This is a genomic window from Acidobacteriota bacterium (assembly GCA_022340665.1).
Lineage (GTDB): Bacteria > Acidobacteriota > Thermoanaerobaculia > Thermoanaerobaculales > Sulfomarinibacteraceae > Sulfomarinibacter.
On the sequence record JAJDNM010000010.1, the window covers coordinates 45,326 to 60,392 of the forward strand.

General features: G+C 60.7%; 16 protein-coding genes, 2 tRNA genes and 1 other RNA gene. 4 read left to right on the forward strand and 15 right to left on the reverse strand.

Translation table 11 applies throughout. The features are described from left to right. Positions 1 to 33: 33 nt before the first annotated feature. The 4 genes from serS to LJE93_01375 all read right to left on the reverse strand — a co-directional run bounded on the left by serS (position 34) and on the right by LJE93_01375 (position 3,686). Positions 34 to 1,317 (reverse strand): serine--tRNA ligase, encoded by a 1,284-nt coding sequence (gene serS, locus LJE93_01360; GenBank protein MCG6947552.1) that lies wholly within the window; start codon positions 1,315 to 1,317, stop codon positions 34 to 36. Between the two features lie 144 nt (positions 1,318 to 1,461). Continuing rightward, positions 1,462 to 2,118, reverse strand: coding sequence for a deoxynucleoside kinase (locus LJE93_01365; protein ID MCG6947553.1), 657 nt, complete (start codon positions 2,116 to 2,118; stop codon positions 1,462 to 1,464). A 69-nt stretch (positions 2,119 to 2,187) separates the two neighbouring features. Continuing rightward, complete coding sequence (ubiA, locus tag LJE93_01370) at positions 2,188 to 3,078, reverse strand: putative 4-hydroxybenzoate polyprenyltransferase (protein MCG6947554.1); 891 nt, start codon at positions 3,076 to 3,078, stop codon at positions 2,188 to 2,190. After that, positions 3,066 to 3,686, reverse strand: coding sequence for a UbiX family flavin prenyltransferase (locus LJE93_01375; protein MCG6947555.1), 621 nt, complete (start codon positions 3,684 to 3,686; stop codon positions 3,066 to 3,068). The genes ubiA and LJE93_01375 overlap by 13 nt, the downstream gene beginning before the upstream one ends. 308 nt (positions 3,687 to 3,994) lie before the next feature. Here LJE93_01375 and LJE93_01380 point away from each other — a divergent pair, with 308 nt between their 5' ends. Beyond that, entirely contained in the window at positions 3,995 to 4,342 is a 348-nt protein-coding gene (locus LJE93_01380) for a ComEA family DNA-binding protein (GenBank protein MCG6947556.1), read from the forward strand. A 109-nt stretch (positions 4,343 to 4,451) separates the two neighbouring features. Next, entirely contained in the window at positions 4,452 to 5,072 is a 621-nt protein-coding gene (locus LJE93_01385; protein ID MCG6947557.1) for a hypothetical protein, read from the forward strand. Positions 5,073 to 5,152: 80 nt separating this feature from the next. Here the strand turns inward: LJE93_01385 and LJE93_01390 are convergent, their stop codons facing one another. Together LJE93_01390 and LJE93_01395 are read right to left on the reverse strand one after the other, a co-directional pair. Continuing rightward, positions 5,153 to 6,115 carry an NTP transferase domain-containing protein gene (locus LJE93_01390; protein ID MCG6947558.1) on the reverse strand — a complete coding sequence of 321 codons (963 nt, stop codon included), beginning with the start codon at positions 6,113 to 6,115 and terminating at the stop codon, positions 5,153 to 5,155. Further along, positions 6,112 to 6,681 (reverse strand): class IV adenylate cyclase, encoded by a 570-nt coding sequence (locus tag LJE93_01395; GenBank protein MCG6947559.1) that lies wholly within the window; start codon positions 6,679 to 6,681, stop codon positions 6,112 to 6,114. The genes LJE93_01390 and LJE93_01395 overlap by 4 nt, the downstream gene beginning before the upstream one ends. A gap of 176 nt (positions 6,682 to 6,857) precedes the next feature. Here LJE93_01395 and selB point away from each other — a divergent pair, with 176 nt between their 5' ends. Beyond that, positions 6,858 to 8,765 carry a selenocysteine-specific translation elongation factor gene (gene selB, locus LJE93_01400; protein MCG6947560.1) on the forward strand — a complete coding sequence of 636 codons (1,908 nt, stop codon included), beginning with the start codon at positions 6,858 to 6,860 and terminating at the stop codon, positions 8,763 to 8,765. A gap of 69 nt (positions 8,766 to 8,834) precedes the next feature. On the opposite strand, the gene LJE93_01405 is transcribed toward selB, so the two are convergent. Further along, positions 8,835 to 9,692 carry a hypothetical protein gene (locus LJE93_01405; GenBank protein ID MCG6947561.1) on the reverse strand — a complete coding sequence of 286 codons (858 nt, stop codon included), beginning with the start codon at positions 9,690 to 9,692 and terminating at the stop codon, positions 8,835 to 8,837. Positions 9,693 to 9,751: 59 nt separating this feature from the next. Between LJE93_01405 and LJE93_01410 the strand changes: the two genes are divergently transcribed. Further along, complete coding sequence (locus tag LJE93_01410) at positions 9,752 to 10,858, forward strand: hypothetical protein (protein MCG6947562.1); 1,107 nt, start codon at positions 9,752 to 9,754, stop codon at positions 10,856 to 10,858. A 55-nt stretch (positions 10,859 to 10,913) separates the two neighbouring features. On the opposite strand, the gene ffs is transcribed toward LJE93_01410, so the two are convergent. From ffs to LJE93_01450, 8 genes are all read right to left on the reverse strand, one after another. After that, an RNA gene (ffs, locus tag LJE93_01415) (signal recognition particle sRNA small type) lies at positions 10,914 to 11,013 on the reverse strand. Positions 11,014 to 11,039: 26 nt separating this feature from the next. Continuing rightward, positions 11,040 to 11,129 (reverse strand) — tRNA-Ser (locus tag LJE93_01420). Positions 11,130 to 11,155: 26 nt separating this feature from the next. Further along, positions 11,156 to 11,245: transfer RNA gene (locus tag LJE93_01425), tRNA-Ser, on the reverse strand. Between the two features lie 18 nt (positions 11,246 to 11,263). Beyond that, the gene (locus tag LJE93_01430; protein ID MCG6947563.1) at positions 11,264 to 11,743 is read right to left on the reverse strand and encodes a nucleoside deaminase; all 480 of its coding nucleotides are present in this window, start codon (positions 11,741 to 11,743) and stop codon (positions 11,264 to 11,266) included. Positions 11,744 to 11,805: 62 nt separating this feature from the next. After that, positions 11,806 to 12,888, reverse strand: a complete 1,083-nt coding sequence (locus tag LJE93_01435) for a LysM peptidoglycan-binding domain-containing protein (protein MCG6947564.1) — start codon at positions 12,886 to 12,888, stop codon at positions 11,806 to 11,808. 59 nt (positions 12,889 to 12,947) lie between these two features. Continuing rightward, positions 12,948 to 13,688, reverse strand: coding sequence for an outer membrane protein assembly factor BamD (bamD, locus tag LJE93_01440; GenBank protein MCG6947565.1), 741 nt, complete (start codon positions 13,686 to 13,688; stop codon positions 12,948 to 12,950). Continuing rightward, positions 13,685 to 14,350 (reverse strand): ribulose-phosphate 3-epimerase, encoded by a 666-nt coding sequence (rpe, locus tag LJE93_01445; protein MCG6947566.1) that lies wholly within the window; start codon positions 14,348 to 14,350, stop codon positions 13,685 to 13,687. Before rpe ends, bamD begins: the two co-directional genes overlap by 4 nt. Then, a complete protein-coding gene (locus LJE93_01450) occupies positions 14,347 to 15,048 on the reverse strand; it encodes a PASTA domain-containing protein (protein ID MCG6947567.1) in 702 nt (233 codons plus the stop codon). Before LJE93_01450 ends, rpe begins: the two co-directional genes overlap by 4 nt. Positions 15,049 to 15,067: the final 19 nt, after the last annotated feature.

Sequence of the window (15,067 nt, forward strand, 5' to 3'; positions counted from 1 at the left end):
GGGTTCGTCCGCCTGCTTGGAGGGAGACGTCGTTCAGGCAGGTTCGATGACTTCGAGGCCGCCCATGTACGGTCGCAGCACATCGGGAACGATGACCGAGCCGTCGGCCTGCTGGTAGTTCTCGAGCACGGCCACCATGGTTCGGCCGGCGGCGAGTCCGGAGCCATTGAGCGTATGGAGGTGTCGCGCCTTGCCGCCGTCGGACGGTCGATAGCGAATGTGCGCCCTTCGCGCCTGGAAGTCGGTGAAATTGCTGCAGGAGGAAATCTCGCGGTAGGTACTTACGGCGGGCAACCAGACCTCGACGTCGTAGGTCTTGGCGGCAGAAAACCCCAGGTCACCGCTTGCAAGGGTGACGACACGGTAGGGCAGGCCGAGGCCTTGGAGCACCGCTTCTGCGTGACCGGTGAGCTCCTCGAGCCGATCCCACGATTCCTCGGGGCGAACGAACTGGACGAGCTCGACTTTGTGAAACTGGTGCTGACGGATCAATCCCCTGACGTCACGACCATGCGAGCCCGCTTCGGCTCTGAAGCAGGGCGTGTATGCGCAGTACCGGATCGGCAATTCCGTCTCGTCGAGGGTTTCATCCCGATGGAGGTTGGTGAGTGGCACCTCGGCGGTCGGCACCAGGTAGAGGTCGAAATCCTCGACACGGAAAAGGTCTTCGGCAAACTTCGGAAGCTGGCCGGTGCCATGGAGAGATACGGAGTTGACCAGGTAGGGCGGGATAATTTCGGTGTAACGATGGGCGCCGATGTGGAGGTCGAGCATGTAAGAAATGAGGGCGCGTTCGAGCGCAGCGCCAGCCCCTCGCAGCACCGCAAAGCGACTCGAGGCAACCTTGGCCGCACGTTCGAAATCGATCAGACCGAGGTTCGGGCCGAGATCCCAGTGAGCCACGGGTTCGAAGTCGAAGCTCGGAGGCTTTCCCCAGCTCCTCTCAACCCGGTTGTCCGCCTCGTCCTCGCCGATCGGGACACTCTCGTGGAAGGTATTGGGGATCTGCAACTCGAGCCCGGTGAGTTCGTCTTCGAGCGCCCTTGCCCGCGTTTCGAGCTCTCTGATCTCGTCGCCCAGAATGGACATCTCGGTCTTCAAGGCCTCGGCGTCGTCCCGTCGTCCTTCTCGATAGAGTCCGCCGATCTCCTTCGAGCCGGTATTTCGTCGCGCCTTGAGCTCCTCGAGACGCACCAGCACCACGCGCCACGTGGCGTCGACCTCGAGGAGTCGGTCGAGAGGCGCTTCGGTGTGGCGCGCGGCAAGCATGGCGCGAACCAACTCGGGATTGCTTCGAAAGAGGTCACGGGCGAGCATCGTTATTTCTCCGGTCGAGACTATATCAGCCTGCGGGGAACGGGCGGGCAGAGGAATTGATGAATGAAGGCGAAGCCCGAATGCCCCTGAAACGCGTTCCGGACGGTTGTCGTGTGGGTGAGGAGTGATTCCGCGTCCTGGAATTCAACTACGTTTCGAACCGACGGGAACGTACACTTGGGTGCCTCGGCGGGTGCGAATGATCTGCTCGACAAACGCATCGAAGTCCGAGGGGTTGGTGACGAAGTCGATTTCGTCCGTGTTGACGACCAGCAGGGGCGTCTCGTGATAGTGGAAGAAGTAGTACGAGTAGGCTTCGCTCAACCGCTGCAAGTACTCCGGATCGATAGCGTGCTCGAAGTCACGACCTCGTTTGCTGATCCGCTCGAGGAGCACCTCGACCGAGGCTTGCATGTAGATCACCAGATCCGGTTTGGCAACTTCCTGCTCGAGCACCGGATAGAGCTTTTCGTAAACTCTCAGGTCGGTGTCGTCGAGGTTCAGGTAGGCGAAAATTCGGTCCTTCGGAAAGCTGTAATCGGCGAGCACGAGGCGTTGGAAGAGGTTCATCTGGGCGATTTCGCGCTGTTGCTGGAAGCGTGACAACAGGAAGTAGATCTGCACCTGGAAGGCGGCCCCCTCGCGACCTTCGTAGAACGCTGGCAGGAAGGGGTTGGTGATATCTTCAAGCACCATGACGCCCTCGAATCGGTCCGCCAAACGTTCGACGAGGGAGGTCTTTCCCACCCCGATCGGACCCTCGACCGCGACATGTCGGAAGGGGATCTTGTCCCGCGTCATGAAGTGCGTCCACTCATCGGGCTTCTGCGATATTAGCAGGGCCCGCGACAAGGTTTCTGATGCCCGGAGCTATGCGGAAATCAGCTTCGCTACCACGAAAAAGATGCACATCGCCATCGCGAGGGTGCCGTTGGCGGTGAAGAACGCGGCGTCGATCGATTGCAAATCGTCCGATCTGATGAGCCGATGCTGCCAGGCGAGCAGGAGGCCGGCCGACACGACCGCGAGCAGGCGCAGCATGCCGCCGCCAGCGGCCAGTGCGAACGCCAAAAATCCCACAAACGCGATGATATGAAAGGTTCGGGCCACGGTGATTGCTCGCTCGGCACCGAAGCGCGCTGGGAGCGAGTGGAGGTCGTGCTCGCGATCGAACACCTCGTCCTGAAGAGAATAGATGACATCGAAGCCGGCGACCCACAACGCCACCGCACCGGCGAGCACGAGAGCCGGCCAGTCAATCCTTCCGGTTTCGGCAATCCACGCTCCGATCGGTGCGATTCCGAGAGACAGCCCGAGCCACAGGTGGGAAGCTGCCGTGAAGCGCTTGGCGTAGGAGTAAACGAGTAGTACGGCCAGTGCCAGTGGCGCCAGGGCCAGACACAGCGGACCGAGCGCTGCCGCCGCAATCAGAAAAACAGCTGCGGACGCACCGGTGACGATCCATGCGAACTGTCGATCGAGCCGGCCCGCGGGCAGCGCGCGATTGACGGTTCGTGGGTTCTTGGAGTCGAAGTCATAATCCGCAAGCCGGTTGAAAGCCATCGCCGCGGTCCGCGCCGAGACCATCGCGACGAGAACCCATAACCAGGTCCGAGCCGACGGCCAGCCCGTGTCAGCAGCGCTGATGAGGGCGATGACTGCGAACGGAAGAGCAAAGATCGTGTGTTTGAACGCAATCATCTCCCCCGTTTCCCGCAAGCCGGCGACCCACGGCGATAGGCTGCGCTTCAACCCTGCCATCTCAAACCGACGTCCGCCGCGGGAATCGAGAGGAGGTCGAGGAGGCGTAAGCAGTAGTGATCCACGAAGAGCCGTAGCGCGGTCGCGTCATCCGGCTTGAGATAGAAGGCCGGCAGTGGTGGCACGATGTGGGCTCCGGCATTCGCGAGCTTCAGAAGGTTTTCGAGGAGAATCGACGACATCGGCGTTTCGCGGATACCCAGTAACAATGGCCACCGCTGTTTCAGTGCGACATCCGCCACGCGCTGAGCGAGGCCACGCGAGATCCCGTTGGCCAGCGAGCCCGCCATCCCGGCTGAACACGGAAGGACGATGACGCCGTGCAGCCGATGAGACCCGGAGGCGATCTGGGCAGCGAGATCCGAGTCCGCGTAAGGCCGGATCCTCGCGCGCAAGCCGTCGTCGAGCGGAAGACTTTCCCGGAATGCTCTTGCACTGGCCCACTCGGGACCGAGTTCGTGGGAGAGCACCTTTCCCGCTGCACCGGTGACAACGAGATGCAGCGCGTCGACCTCGCCGCCGGTCAGCGCGGCGATCGCGAACTGCTTCGCGAGGATCGAACCCGAGGCGCCCGAAACCAGCAGCGCGAGATCACGGCTCACGGTCACAGTCCGATTCTGTGGTCGGTAGGGTGCATCCGAGTCATCGGGGGAGTATAGCAGCCAGACACCGACAAAATTTTATTCCACCTTACGTGGAAGGTATTCGCGGGAAGTTGTCAGAATATATTGTCACGCGATTTACCGCGAGACTTGGGCTATTCAGTCTAAATACCTGAAAAAAAAACACTAGATCGAATTCCAGCTGTTGGCACGGGCGATGCTCTCGGCCTCCTCGAGCAAAAGGAGGTAGCCATGGATGATTGAAAACCCGTCTGTAGCCCCAACGATCAACAAACCAACGAAAGGAAAAAACGATGCAGCGAAGAATTTGCCTCTCATGCCTTGTGATCGCGATAGTCCTCAGTGCTGCGGCGGGAGCCGCTGATGGCCAGCAGCCGAACGGGGTGGTGAACATCAACAACGCCTCCGCCGAGGAGCTGCAGTTGCTGCCGAGAGTAGGTCCAGCGTTGGCTGGCCGAATCATCGAGTTCCGAGAGGCGAACGGCCCTTTCCGCTCGGTTGACGAGATCATCGCGGTCAAGGGCATCGGAGAAAGGTCCTTCGAAAAGCTCAAGCCATACATCGTCACCAGCGGTGCGACCACCTTGAACACCAAGGTGAGGTTGGCACGTTCGACCGTCGGCTCGAGAGTCGAAGACTGATGTTCAACCCTCGTCCGAGAGGCCACGATTGGCGGGGCCGGTCGGGCGAGATAACTCAGCGTGGACGGGATGCGGCCCTTCGGGGCCGCGTTTTTGACAGGAGGTGATCATGATAGTGAGAGGTACGCCTGATTCAAGGGCGCGCGGCATGTCGTTGGTCGAGACAATCTTGTTCGTGGTGGTTCTCGCAATAGTCATCTCGATAGCGCTGCCGGACCTCGGCGAATTGAGGCGCGCAGCAGCACTGCGGGCGGCTGCCAGTCAGCTCAAGGGGTTGCTTTTCAGATGCCGAGCATTCGCGGTGATGAACGCGTGTTCGACTGCAGCGGTTTTTGAGGAGCGTGCTGACGGTTCGTGGCGGTGCTTCATCGCTGTAGATGGTGATGGGGATGGAATTCGTAGTCGCGACATCCGGGCCAAGGTCGATCCAGTGGTCGGAGAAATTCTCCATTTCGAGGCGGGCGGCGCCGGGCTCGGAATCCTGCAGGGCGAGTACGTGCCCGATCCCTCCGGACGCGGCCGTTTGCGCGGGAATCTCTCCGACCCGGTTCGTGCCGGACGTGGGAACATTATCACCTTCACCCCGCGAGGCACGGCGACACCCGCTTCGCTCTACCTCACGGACCATCGAGCGAGAATGCGTGTTCTGCGCGTCTACGGAGGAACCGGGCGGGTGATTTCACGGGTGTGGCGGTCGGGTTGGCCGAAATGGAAATCAGAGGGGCTCTGAACGATAGTCAGATTGCTTCCGGATTACGAAGTCAGGCTTGATCCGAACGCCCAGTCTGTTTGCCTTTGGCGGAAGGCTACTCACCGCACAGGGGTGAAAGCTCGGACATCATGCACGACGGCTTCTCCCGGGGCGACAGTCGTTTCTCCGAGCAGCACTGACGCTCTTACCAACCCCCCTGCACGCACGGCGGCTCCCTCCGCGACCACCGAATCTTCGATGGTCGCATCATCCATCACTGACGCCCCTCTTCCAATAAGCGAGTTCGTGATTCTGGCTTGCGAGCCGACCACCGCGGATGGGTGGATGACCGTCGAGCCAGACAGGTAGGCGCAGACTGCCTCGCGGTAGTCGCCCGGAGTGCCGACCTCTCGCCAGTGGCCGGCGACGACGACGCCGCCGAATCGTCGCGCCGAATAGGCTGATTTCCAGAGAGTGGCTGGCACCTCAGCCGGGTCCGAGGGCAGAGTTTCGACAGCTTCCAGACGAACCGCCATTACGCCTGGATAGAGGAACGACGCTTCCTGATCGCCAGCGCTGCCGGGAGGGAGAATGGTCTCGACTGCGCCATCGGTACCGAGGAGGATGCGCGACCATCTCGCTGGATCGAGGTGAGGCAGCAACGCGAGTGTCACGAGGTCCTCCCGGCCGAAATGGCGGTCGAACAGATCCCGCAGATCGAGACCGAAGACGCCGTCGCCATTGATAACCAGGATCGACCCCTCGTCTCCGAGCAATCCCCGGTCACGAGCCGTCGCGAGACCGCCGGCGGTTCCCATCAGCTCTTGTTCGAATGAGAGCTCGATCTTCACACCCGGGAGCGAAACGTCGGCCACAGCTGCAGCCATTTCCTCCGCGAGGTGACACAGGTTGATCACAATTCGTTCCGCTCCGGCCGATGCCGCCAGACGCAGCGCGGACGCGATGACCGGGCCATCCGGCAGCGGTAATGCGGGTTTCGGAAGGACCGCGGTCAGGGGACGCATTCTGACTCCACGACCGGCGGCAAGGACCATCGCAGTCTTGAAGCCAGGAGCACTCATACGCCGAAGACCATATCGCGCGGCAGGTTGAGCTCGGGATGACGAGTCCTGTAATCCTGCCAGAGGTCTACGTAGGACCCACGAGCAGCGTCGGATATATCGAGCCCGAGAGTTGTCGCAGCTGCCACGAGCTTCTCGGGAGGCCCTTCCACTTCGACGAAGTCTCCCATCGGAGTATGGTCGAGAACGACCGAAATGCCGTCCATCTGCCACTCCTCGCGGTCTTTCTCGTATCGGAGGACCACCCGGAATCCGAGCCGGTCGAGGATTTCAGCCATTGCTTCGGGGTTGGCGACATCCGTCTCATACTCGGTTCGTTGTTTGATTGCGCCATGGAAATCAGCCGGCCCCTTGAAAGTGATCACGTTCTTCTCTGCGTGGTGACGTAGGCGAAGCAAGAACCCCCCTGTTCCGATTCGCCCGTCCTCGGTGTCGTAGAGGTGGTTGGTTTCCCGCGCCATCGGCTGAAGCAGAGTCGCCCCGACTTGACGAAGGGCGCATCGAATCGGTTTCAATTCATCCACGGCAATCTTGAACTCGAATTCGGAATGGTCGCTTGTCGACATGATCACCAATGACCTTTCGTTGCAGAAGCGTCCGATCGCGATCACCACCACGAACGGAGAATTCTCGGTAGCGCGGCAAAAGGTGGCGAAGTGGCCCCACGGGCCTCTCCCAGAGCTTATACGGGTCCACGAACGGACGCCACGTAGCCGACTTGGAGACCGTGTACCATGAACGGATGAGGCACGTTGTCTGGGGCACGGCAGGTCATATCGACCACGGCAAAACGACGCTCGTCAGGGCGCTTACGGGCACCGACTGCGATCGTTTGCCCGAGGAACAGGCGCGAGGCATCACGATCGATCTCGGTTTCGCCCAGCTGACGGACAACGACATTCAACTGCACTTCGTCGATGTTCCCGGCCACGAGCGCCTCGTTCACACGATGATCGCCGGTGCGTCGGGGATCGATCTCGCCCTCCTGGTCGTGGCGGCCGACGAGGGGGTGATGCCGCAAACACGGGAGCACCTGGATGTGATTCGACTGATGGGTGTGCCGGGGGGTGCGGTCGCCCTCACCAAGGCCGATCTGATGGACGAGGAGATGATCGATCTCGTTGCGGAGGAAATTCGTGAACTGTTGGACCCGACGGCATTTGCCGGCGTCCCGATCGTGCCGGTCTCTGGGTACACGGGAAGCGGCGTTCCCGAACTCCGGCGGGTTCTGATTGATCAGGCGCGGGAGGTTATCCCACGGCAGATCGAGGGGCGCCCGTACCGCGAGCCGGTTGATCGCGTCTTCAGCCTGACCGGGGCGGGTACGGTGATCACCGGAACATCGCTCTGGGGCGAAATCGAGGTTGGTGCCGATGTGACGGTTTTCCCCCGGTGCATGAGCGCGCGGGTGCGGAGACTCCATGTCCACGGTGAGGAGCGCAGTCGTGTCGAGGCGGGCGAAAGGGTTGCTGCCAATCTCGCCGGCGTTGCCCGCGAGGCCATCAAACGAGGCGATCAGTTGATTGCGCCCGGTCCGTGGGAAACCACTCAGCTCGTGACGGTCGATCTCGAGCTGCTGACCTCCTCCCCCGGTCCTCTCGATGAAGGCGACGCGGTTGAAATTCACGCTCTCGCGGCACGGGTGCCAGCGAGAATCGATCGTCTCTCGGTGCGTCCCCTCTCACCTGGCGCACGCGCAACCGCCCAGATATCGTTGCGCCAGCCGATGCTGTTGTTCCCTGGTGACCGATATGTTCTCAGGCGCCCCTCACCGGTCAACACCTTTGCCGGTGGAATGGTGATCGATCCCCACCTGCGACGATGGCGACGGCGTGACAGCGCGAACCTCGACCGATTGCCCGGCGTTCATCCAGGTGCTTGGCCGGAGTTGCTGGAAAGCTGGATTCAACGCGAAGGCCTCGCTGGCCTGACCGCCTCGGCCATGGCCGGCCGGCTCGGTGTCCGGACTGATGCCATCGAAGCACCTCTCGGGCGTCTGCTCGAAAGAGGTTCGGTGCATGCGCTTCCGACGCGACCGGCGGTCTTGGTGGCCACACCACGGCTGGTCGAGCTTGCAGAACAGGCGGAGGACGAGCTGAAACGGAGGCTCGAAGGAGAGGTCGTATCGGCTGGTATCCCGGCGCGGGATTTTGTCGGGAAGCTCCTGAAAAGGCCTGCCCTGGAGTTGGCAGACCACTATCTCGAAGAGTTACGAGTTCGCGGCGTCATCGAGATATCAGAGGGACGGGTAGTGCCTCCGGGCAAGACGAGTCACATGACCGAGGCGGGAGAAGCGCTGGCGCGAAAGGTCGAGGAGCTGTACCGGAACGACGGCTTCGAGGCACCATCACCCTCGGACGCCGCCAGCCGTCTTGGCGTGAAACCAGCTGCCGTCGAAGGCATCTGCAAATACCTGATCCAGCGCCATCGACTGGTCCGCCTGGAAGGGAAATACCTCATTCACCGGGCGGTGCTCGACGAGGTGTCTCGCCGCGTACGGGAGTGGAACGTCGAGGATTTTGCGGTAGGCGATTTCAAGGAACTGTTCCACCTCACCCGCAAACTGGCGATTCCGATTCTGGAGTGGCTTGACTCGGAGCGCGTGACCATCCGTCAAGGGAATCGGCGCAAAATCGTGAGGCGCACATAGCCGCCAGCGAACCGTGATCAGCTGTACCGCCGAGACCACGTACCGTGAACCGAGAACTGACGACTCCGATTACTGCGCTGGCGAGTACTCGCGGTCTTGCACAACTCTCGCAGTGGTCGACGACATGCCGGAGAGCTTCATTCTGACTCGGCCCGAATACACCACCCACACCGCGATCGGCTCCCCATCTCGCTTCGCAGGCTGCATTTGCCAGCTGGCGAGAAAGGCGGAAAACCACCGGTCGACGGCGTCGTAGAGCTCCAACGGCACATAACGGTCGCAGCGCCCGGCTTGATTGACGTGGATCAAGGCGTGGATGTAGATTTCGTCTTCGCGGGATGGTGCGTTGACCTTGACGCGGCGTGGGACTGGCAGGCTGGTGAGCTGCGCGTGCGGTGTCGCTTTGAGGTCGCGCAAACTGCCCGGCGGGACCATGATCACTGGTGGCGACGGAACCGGCGGTCTTGCCGGATCGGGCATTTCCAGCGTCTGGTCGACGATCTGGCTTTCCTTGATCTTGCCTTCCATCCCGATCGCAAGCACCACCCACGATGGCTGGGGTGCATTGCCAGCTGTCGCGGGCTCGAAGCGCGTCTTGGAGAGATCTTCCACGATGGACGCGGTGAGGCCAGGAACGGGCAGCTCGAGCGGAACGGCTCCGAGGCACACACCCTTGGCATCAACGAAGGCGGCTACCGTCGCCGTACCCCGGGCCTCGACCTTGCGGGGAACCTCTGACTGGACCAGGGTTGGCGTCTCGTCGACTCTCACCGAGAACGGATTGACCGGAAGCAACTCCACGAGCGGCACCGGCAGGGGGATCTCGAGGTCCAGTCGCTGTTGCCACGCCCGGTCCGATGCGCTTTGTGCGGCCACCGAGCCCGTGCCGATAAGCAGCATAGCGATGATCATGACAAGACGTTTCACAGGCAAATCGTACCACGTACAGAATCGACGCAATGCGCTGCGTAGTACACTCAACCGCCATGTTTCGGGTGGCGTATTTCGTGTCCCCTCACGGTTTCGGGCATGCGGCGCGCGCCTGCGCGGTGATGGAGGCCATGACCCTGCTATGTCCGGAGATGCATTTCGACATCTACACGGAGGTGCCGCGCTGGTTCTTTGCCGAATCTCTTTCGCGAAAGTTTAGCTACCGTTGTTTTCCGAGTGATGTCGGCTTGGTCCAGAGATCACCGCTGTCCGAGGATCTCCAAGCTACCGTTGTTCGCTTGGCCGACGCTCGCGAGAACGAAGCCGAAACAATCCGAAAACTGGCCGGTCAGCTCCGAACCCGTCGGTGCTCGTTGGTCATAGCTGACATCTCGCCGCTCGGCCTTGCCGCCGCCAAGGCTGCGACGCTCCCCTCCGCGCTGGTTGCGAATTTCACTTGGGACTGGGTCTACAACAGCTATCCGGGAGCACCTCCGCAACTCGTGGAACATGGCCGACGGTTGTCAGAAGTTTTTTTGTTGGCCGACCTGAAGATCCGAGCGGAACCATTCTGCGATGCGAGGGAAGGTTGGATCGACGTGCCTCCGGTGGCGAGGATGCCACGCACTCAACCAGCGAAGGTGCGCGAGATCCTCGGTGTTTCTACTGACGACCCGATGATCGTCGTGAGCATGGGCGGCGTCTCGTGGGATGCTCACGGTTTTTCGAAAACTGGCTTCGACGACGGTCCGTGGATCGTGGTGCCCGGCGGATCAACGACTGGAATTCATCGACGGGGCCGGTTGCTCCTGCTCCCCTTTCACGCGCAGATCTACCATCCGGACCTCGTCGGGGCAGCCGACTTGGTTGTGAGCAAGCTCGGCTACAGCACGGTTGCGGAAGCCTACTGCACGCGCTCTGGCATGCTGTACCTCGAACGTTCCCGATTCCCTGAGTCGCCGGTGCTCGCTCGCTGGGTGGAGGAACACATGGTGGCTGAGAAGATCACGGAGGAGGAACTGCTGAGCGGAATATGGCTGACAGGCGCGCGACGCGTTCTCGAAGATACACCTCGAGAACCGTCAAATCGGAGTGGAGCAGCCCTCGCCGCGGAGGCGATTCTCGAGCGTTTCGGACCGGAAAGTCTTTCGAACCGAGAGTGATCTTGGGTCACAGACCGCGCGCGGTTTAGTGACCAACATGAAGCGAGCCCGCCATGGAGCCCAGGCGACCTGCGGCACTCGTCGCGTTCCCCCTTAGTGCTGCTCCCTTCCGGGCCTGACACGGTTCGAAGGACGACGATGCACAGGGCCCGAGCTCCATGCCGGGCTCACGAACCAAAGGTGGCGGAGAGGGCGGGATTCGAACCCGCGGTGGAGTTACCCCCACACACGCTTTCCAAGCGTGCTCCTTCGGCCTCTCGGACACCTCTCCGGACATCGTGTTTTTGTCAAAGAAGCTGGCGGAGAGGAAGGGATTCGAACCCTTGGACCTCGTGAAAGGTCAACGGTTTTCGAGACCGCCCCGATCGACCACTCCGGCACCTCTCCGCATTCGGGCGTCGCATTCTACGATGATTGCCTTTGTTTGGCAAAGAACCGCGTGAGGAGTTGGCGACTGGTTTCGGCTTCGAGGCCTCCACGATGGGCAAGCTCGGGGCCGAGTCGAGGGTCCCCGGCGAGATCGATCACTGAACCAAAGGCGCCAGCCCGATCGTCACCTGCTCCCCAGATGACGAGCGAAAGTCGCGCCTCGCGGCACGCGGAGGCGCACATGGCGCAGGGTTCAAGCGTCACGTAAAGGGTGCAGTCGGAGAGGCGCCAATCACCGACCAGTCGGCCGGCGGCTCGAAGGGCAATGATCTCGGCGTGGCCCGCGGGATCGTTGTTTTCGACCCGCCGATTGCCAGCGCGAGCAATGACCTCACCAGCGCGTGTGACAACCGCTCCGACGGGGACCTCTCCCCGGTCCGCCGCGGCCGTAGCCTCGGCCAGAGCCTCGACCATGAACCGCCGGTCGTCGTCAGAGAAGACCCAGTCGGGGAGCATTGGTGAAGATTAACAAAAGGGCCCCGGATCCGGGGCCCTTTGATGTAATTTCCTGTGCCCTGTTACTTGACCTCGACGCGGTCGCCCACCACGAGGGGCGCCCATGCGCGGGTGATGATGGCGGTTGAGTAGTCTTCTTCCACCGTCAGCACGCCAACTTCGCCCATCACGAGGCGGGGCATGCCCTCGACCGGATTGTCGCGGAAGACGGTGGCGAAGGTCCCCGGGTAGATGCCTTCGGCAGCGCCCAGGTCGAGGAAGACGAGCCAGTGGGTGCCGAGATCGATCTGGTCGTCCCTGTTGTACGTGATGTAACCAGTCGGCTTTCCGTTCGGCTCATCACATCGATCGGTTGGATCAGGATCGATCACCAGCGGCACCGGCACCGGTGCAAACGGCTCGAGCACGTCACCGATGTTGATCGGATCACAGGCATAGGTGATTTCAGCGATCGACGTGTCCTCCTGCGCGCAGAGGATTTTGAGCTGTCCTACCTGGCTGTAGACGATGCCGAGATTGGAGTTCGATACCGGGTGGTTGAGTTTTCGGATTCGATGGAGAATGAAGAACCGGTCGCCAGCGTTGACCCCCTGGTTGACACCTCCGTCGATATAGACGATTTCGCCTTCCGAATATTGGTCTTGGAACTGGATGCGTTCCGACGATGCGATTTTGAACTCGAATTTGCTTTCGTCCTGGACCAACTCGGCAAAACAGTAAACGTCGGATGAGCTTCCGAGCGCGTGAGGCATAGCCTCGTCTCCATAGCCCTCGAGAGAGTCATCGGTGACGGCTTCCTCGAACGGTACATCCTCGCCGATCTCCGATGCCTCCTGTACCGCGAGGTCGATGACCAGAGGATCACCCGGGTAGATCCAGTGGGAGTCCTTGATGTACGGGTTTCTCTCCCAGATCTGGGGCCACAGGAAAGGGTCACCCAGGTAGTGAGCGGCGAGATCCCATAGGGTGTCGCCCCTCACGATCCGGTGCACCATCGCGCCTTCGGGGAAATCGGTCGGTGGGTCGTAAGGTGTCCAGTGGTCGTCCACATAATGCAACGGCTGTGGAGGCGGAGCCACCGACTGCGCCACCGCCACCAGAGGCAGAAAAATGGCGATGATGGCGATCTGGATTTTTGCGCTCATAAGCCCTCTCCCCGCTGAAGATAGCACTATTTGAGGTTAACCTATGGGCGCCCGATCCGTCAATCCTCGGTACTTTTTTTCAACTCTTCGAGACGCTTTTTCCATTCGGCATCTCGTTGTTCAATGAGCGATTCTAATTCGCTAATCTTGGCGTTCACCGTTTCGATCTTTGAGAAATTCGGATAGTTTTCTTGAATATATTGGAATCGCCACAGCGCGCCGACGAGCCGCCTATTCTTGAAATAAAATTGCCCGACGATGTACTCGTGTTCGGCGAGTAATTCCTTGAGATTATTGATCCTAGACTCGGCATCAGACATATATTCCGAGTTTGGGTAGAGGTTGATCAGCTGCTCATATGCGGCCAACGCTTCGTGGATATCGCTCAAATCTCGATCCGGCCGGAGCTTTCGTGCCGAGTACGTGTGGCCCACCATCAGAAGCGCATAATCACGGTCCGGATCGTTCGGATATCGGTTGGCGAAATCGCGATACCGAAGCCGGGCTTCTGTGAGATTCGTCACATCCTTCTTGACTGAATACGTATCTGCAACCCGAAGGGCGGCCTTGTGTCCGAGGGGGTCGTTCGGGAAGCTGTCGTAAACGAAGGCGAAGAGCTCACGGGCCTCCTGATATTTCTTTTCGGAGTACAGGGTTTCAGCTTGCTCGAAGATGGTTTCCTTGTCGAGGTTCGCAAGCTGATCCAGGAGCTCATCCTCTTTGTTGCGGCTGCTCGCGCAGCCAATCGCGAGGACGGCCGCGGGCAACAGCAAAAGGGCAATCCGCTGTGCGGAAATCATCCGACACCTCCGGTGTTTGCTGCACGGCGCAGATCGGTGATGGCTGCGGCCCGATCGGCCGACCCGAAAACAGCCGAGCCAGCAACGAGCGTAGTGGCGCCGGCGGCGGCGAGTGCGGCCACATTGTCGAGACAGACGCCTCCGTCCACCGAGATATCCAGAGTACGCTCCGCGGCCATCGGCCGAAGCCTGCGGATCTTCTCGAGAGTCTCGGGAATGAAATCCTGACCACCAAAACCCGGATTGACGGACATCACGAGAACGAAGTCAGTCCACGGGAGGGCATCTTCGATCAGCCTGAGGGAGGTGGCGGGGTTTATGGCGATGCCTGATTTCAAACCGGCATCGCGGATGCTCTGCAGGGTGCGCTGGAGGTGGCGGCAGGCCTCCACATGAACCGATATTCGCGCGACCGGAGCAGCTATGAGATCAGAGATGAGAGCGTCGGGATCGTCGACCATCAAATGCGCGTCGAGTGGGATGCTCGTTCGAGACGCGAGCGAGCGAACCACCAACGGTCCAAACGTGAGGTTGGGCACGAAATGTCCATCCATAATGTCCAGATGCAACATATCCGCACCGCCCCGCTCGATGTCAGTGATCTCGTCTGCGAGGCGTGAAAAATCAGCCGCCAAGAGGGAGGGTGCTATACGCAGGTTCATTTGCTCACCCACACCGTTATGATCTCAGATGGCTCGACCGGCGATCCAGCGGGAGGATGTTGGCGGAGCACGATCCCGGGTTCGAAACCCGGGTAATCAACTTCACGGGCTCGGCCCATCCGCCACCGGTTGAGCCTGCAAAAACGCTCAACTTGGTCCAGGGGTTGAAGAATGAGCGACGGCATGACCCACAACTGTCGGTGCGGAACGGTGTTGACCAAGAGGTCGACCCGGGTGACGGGGGCAACATATTGTCCGACCGGCGGTCCGGTTGCGATCACACTGTCGGCAGAGCCTTCCTCTTCGACACGCGCTCGTGTGCCAAGTGCCAGACCGGCTCGTTCAACCTCCCTCTGCGCCGCGTTGAGCGAAGAGCTTCGCACATCCGGGACTTCAATCGTCTTGCCACCAAGACTGACCCGAACGGTCACCGATGAACCCGATTTGACGTGAAATCCCGGCGGCGGCTCCTGATGTGCGATCAAACCAGGGTTGACAACGGTGGAAAACACACCGGGCTCGTCGACCTCGAGTTCGAGGCCGAGGTCATGAACCCGCCTACGAGCCTCTTCTAGACTCTGTTCGCCAAGGTCCGGGACCGCGAGCGTCCCTTGATGCACGGTGTGGACGAGGGCGAACCAGAAGACCATTCCAGCACAGGCCAAAAAGATCAAGACTGCCAGAAGACGTTTCGCCATCGGCGCAAACCTTAGCACC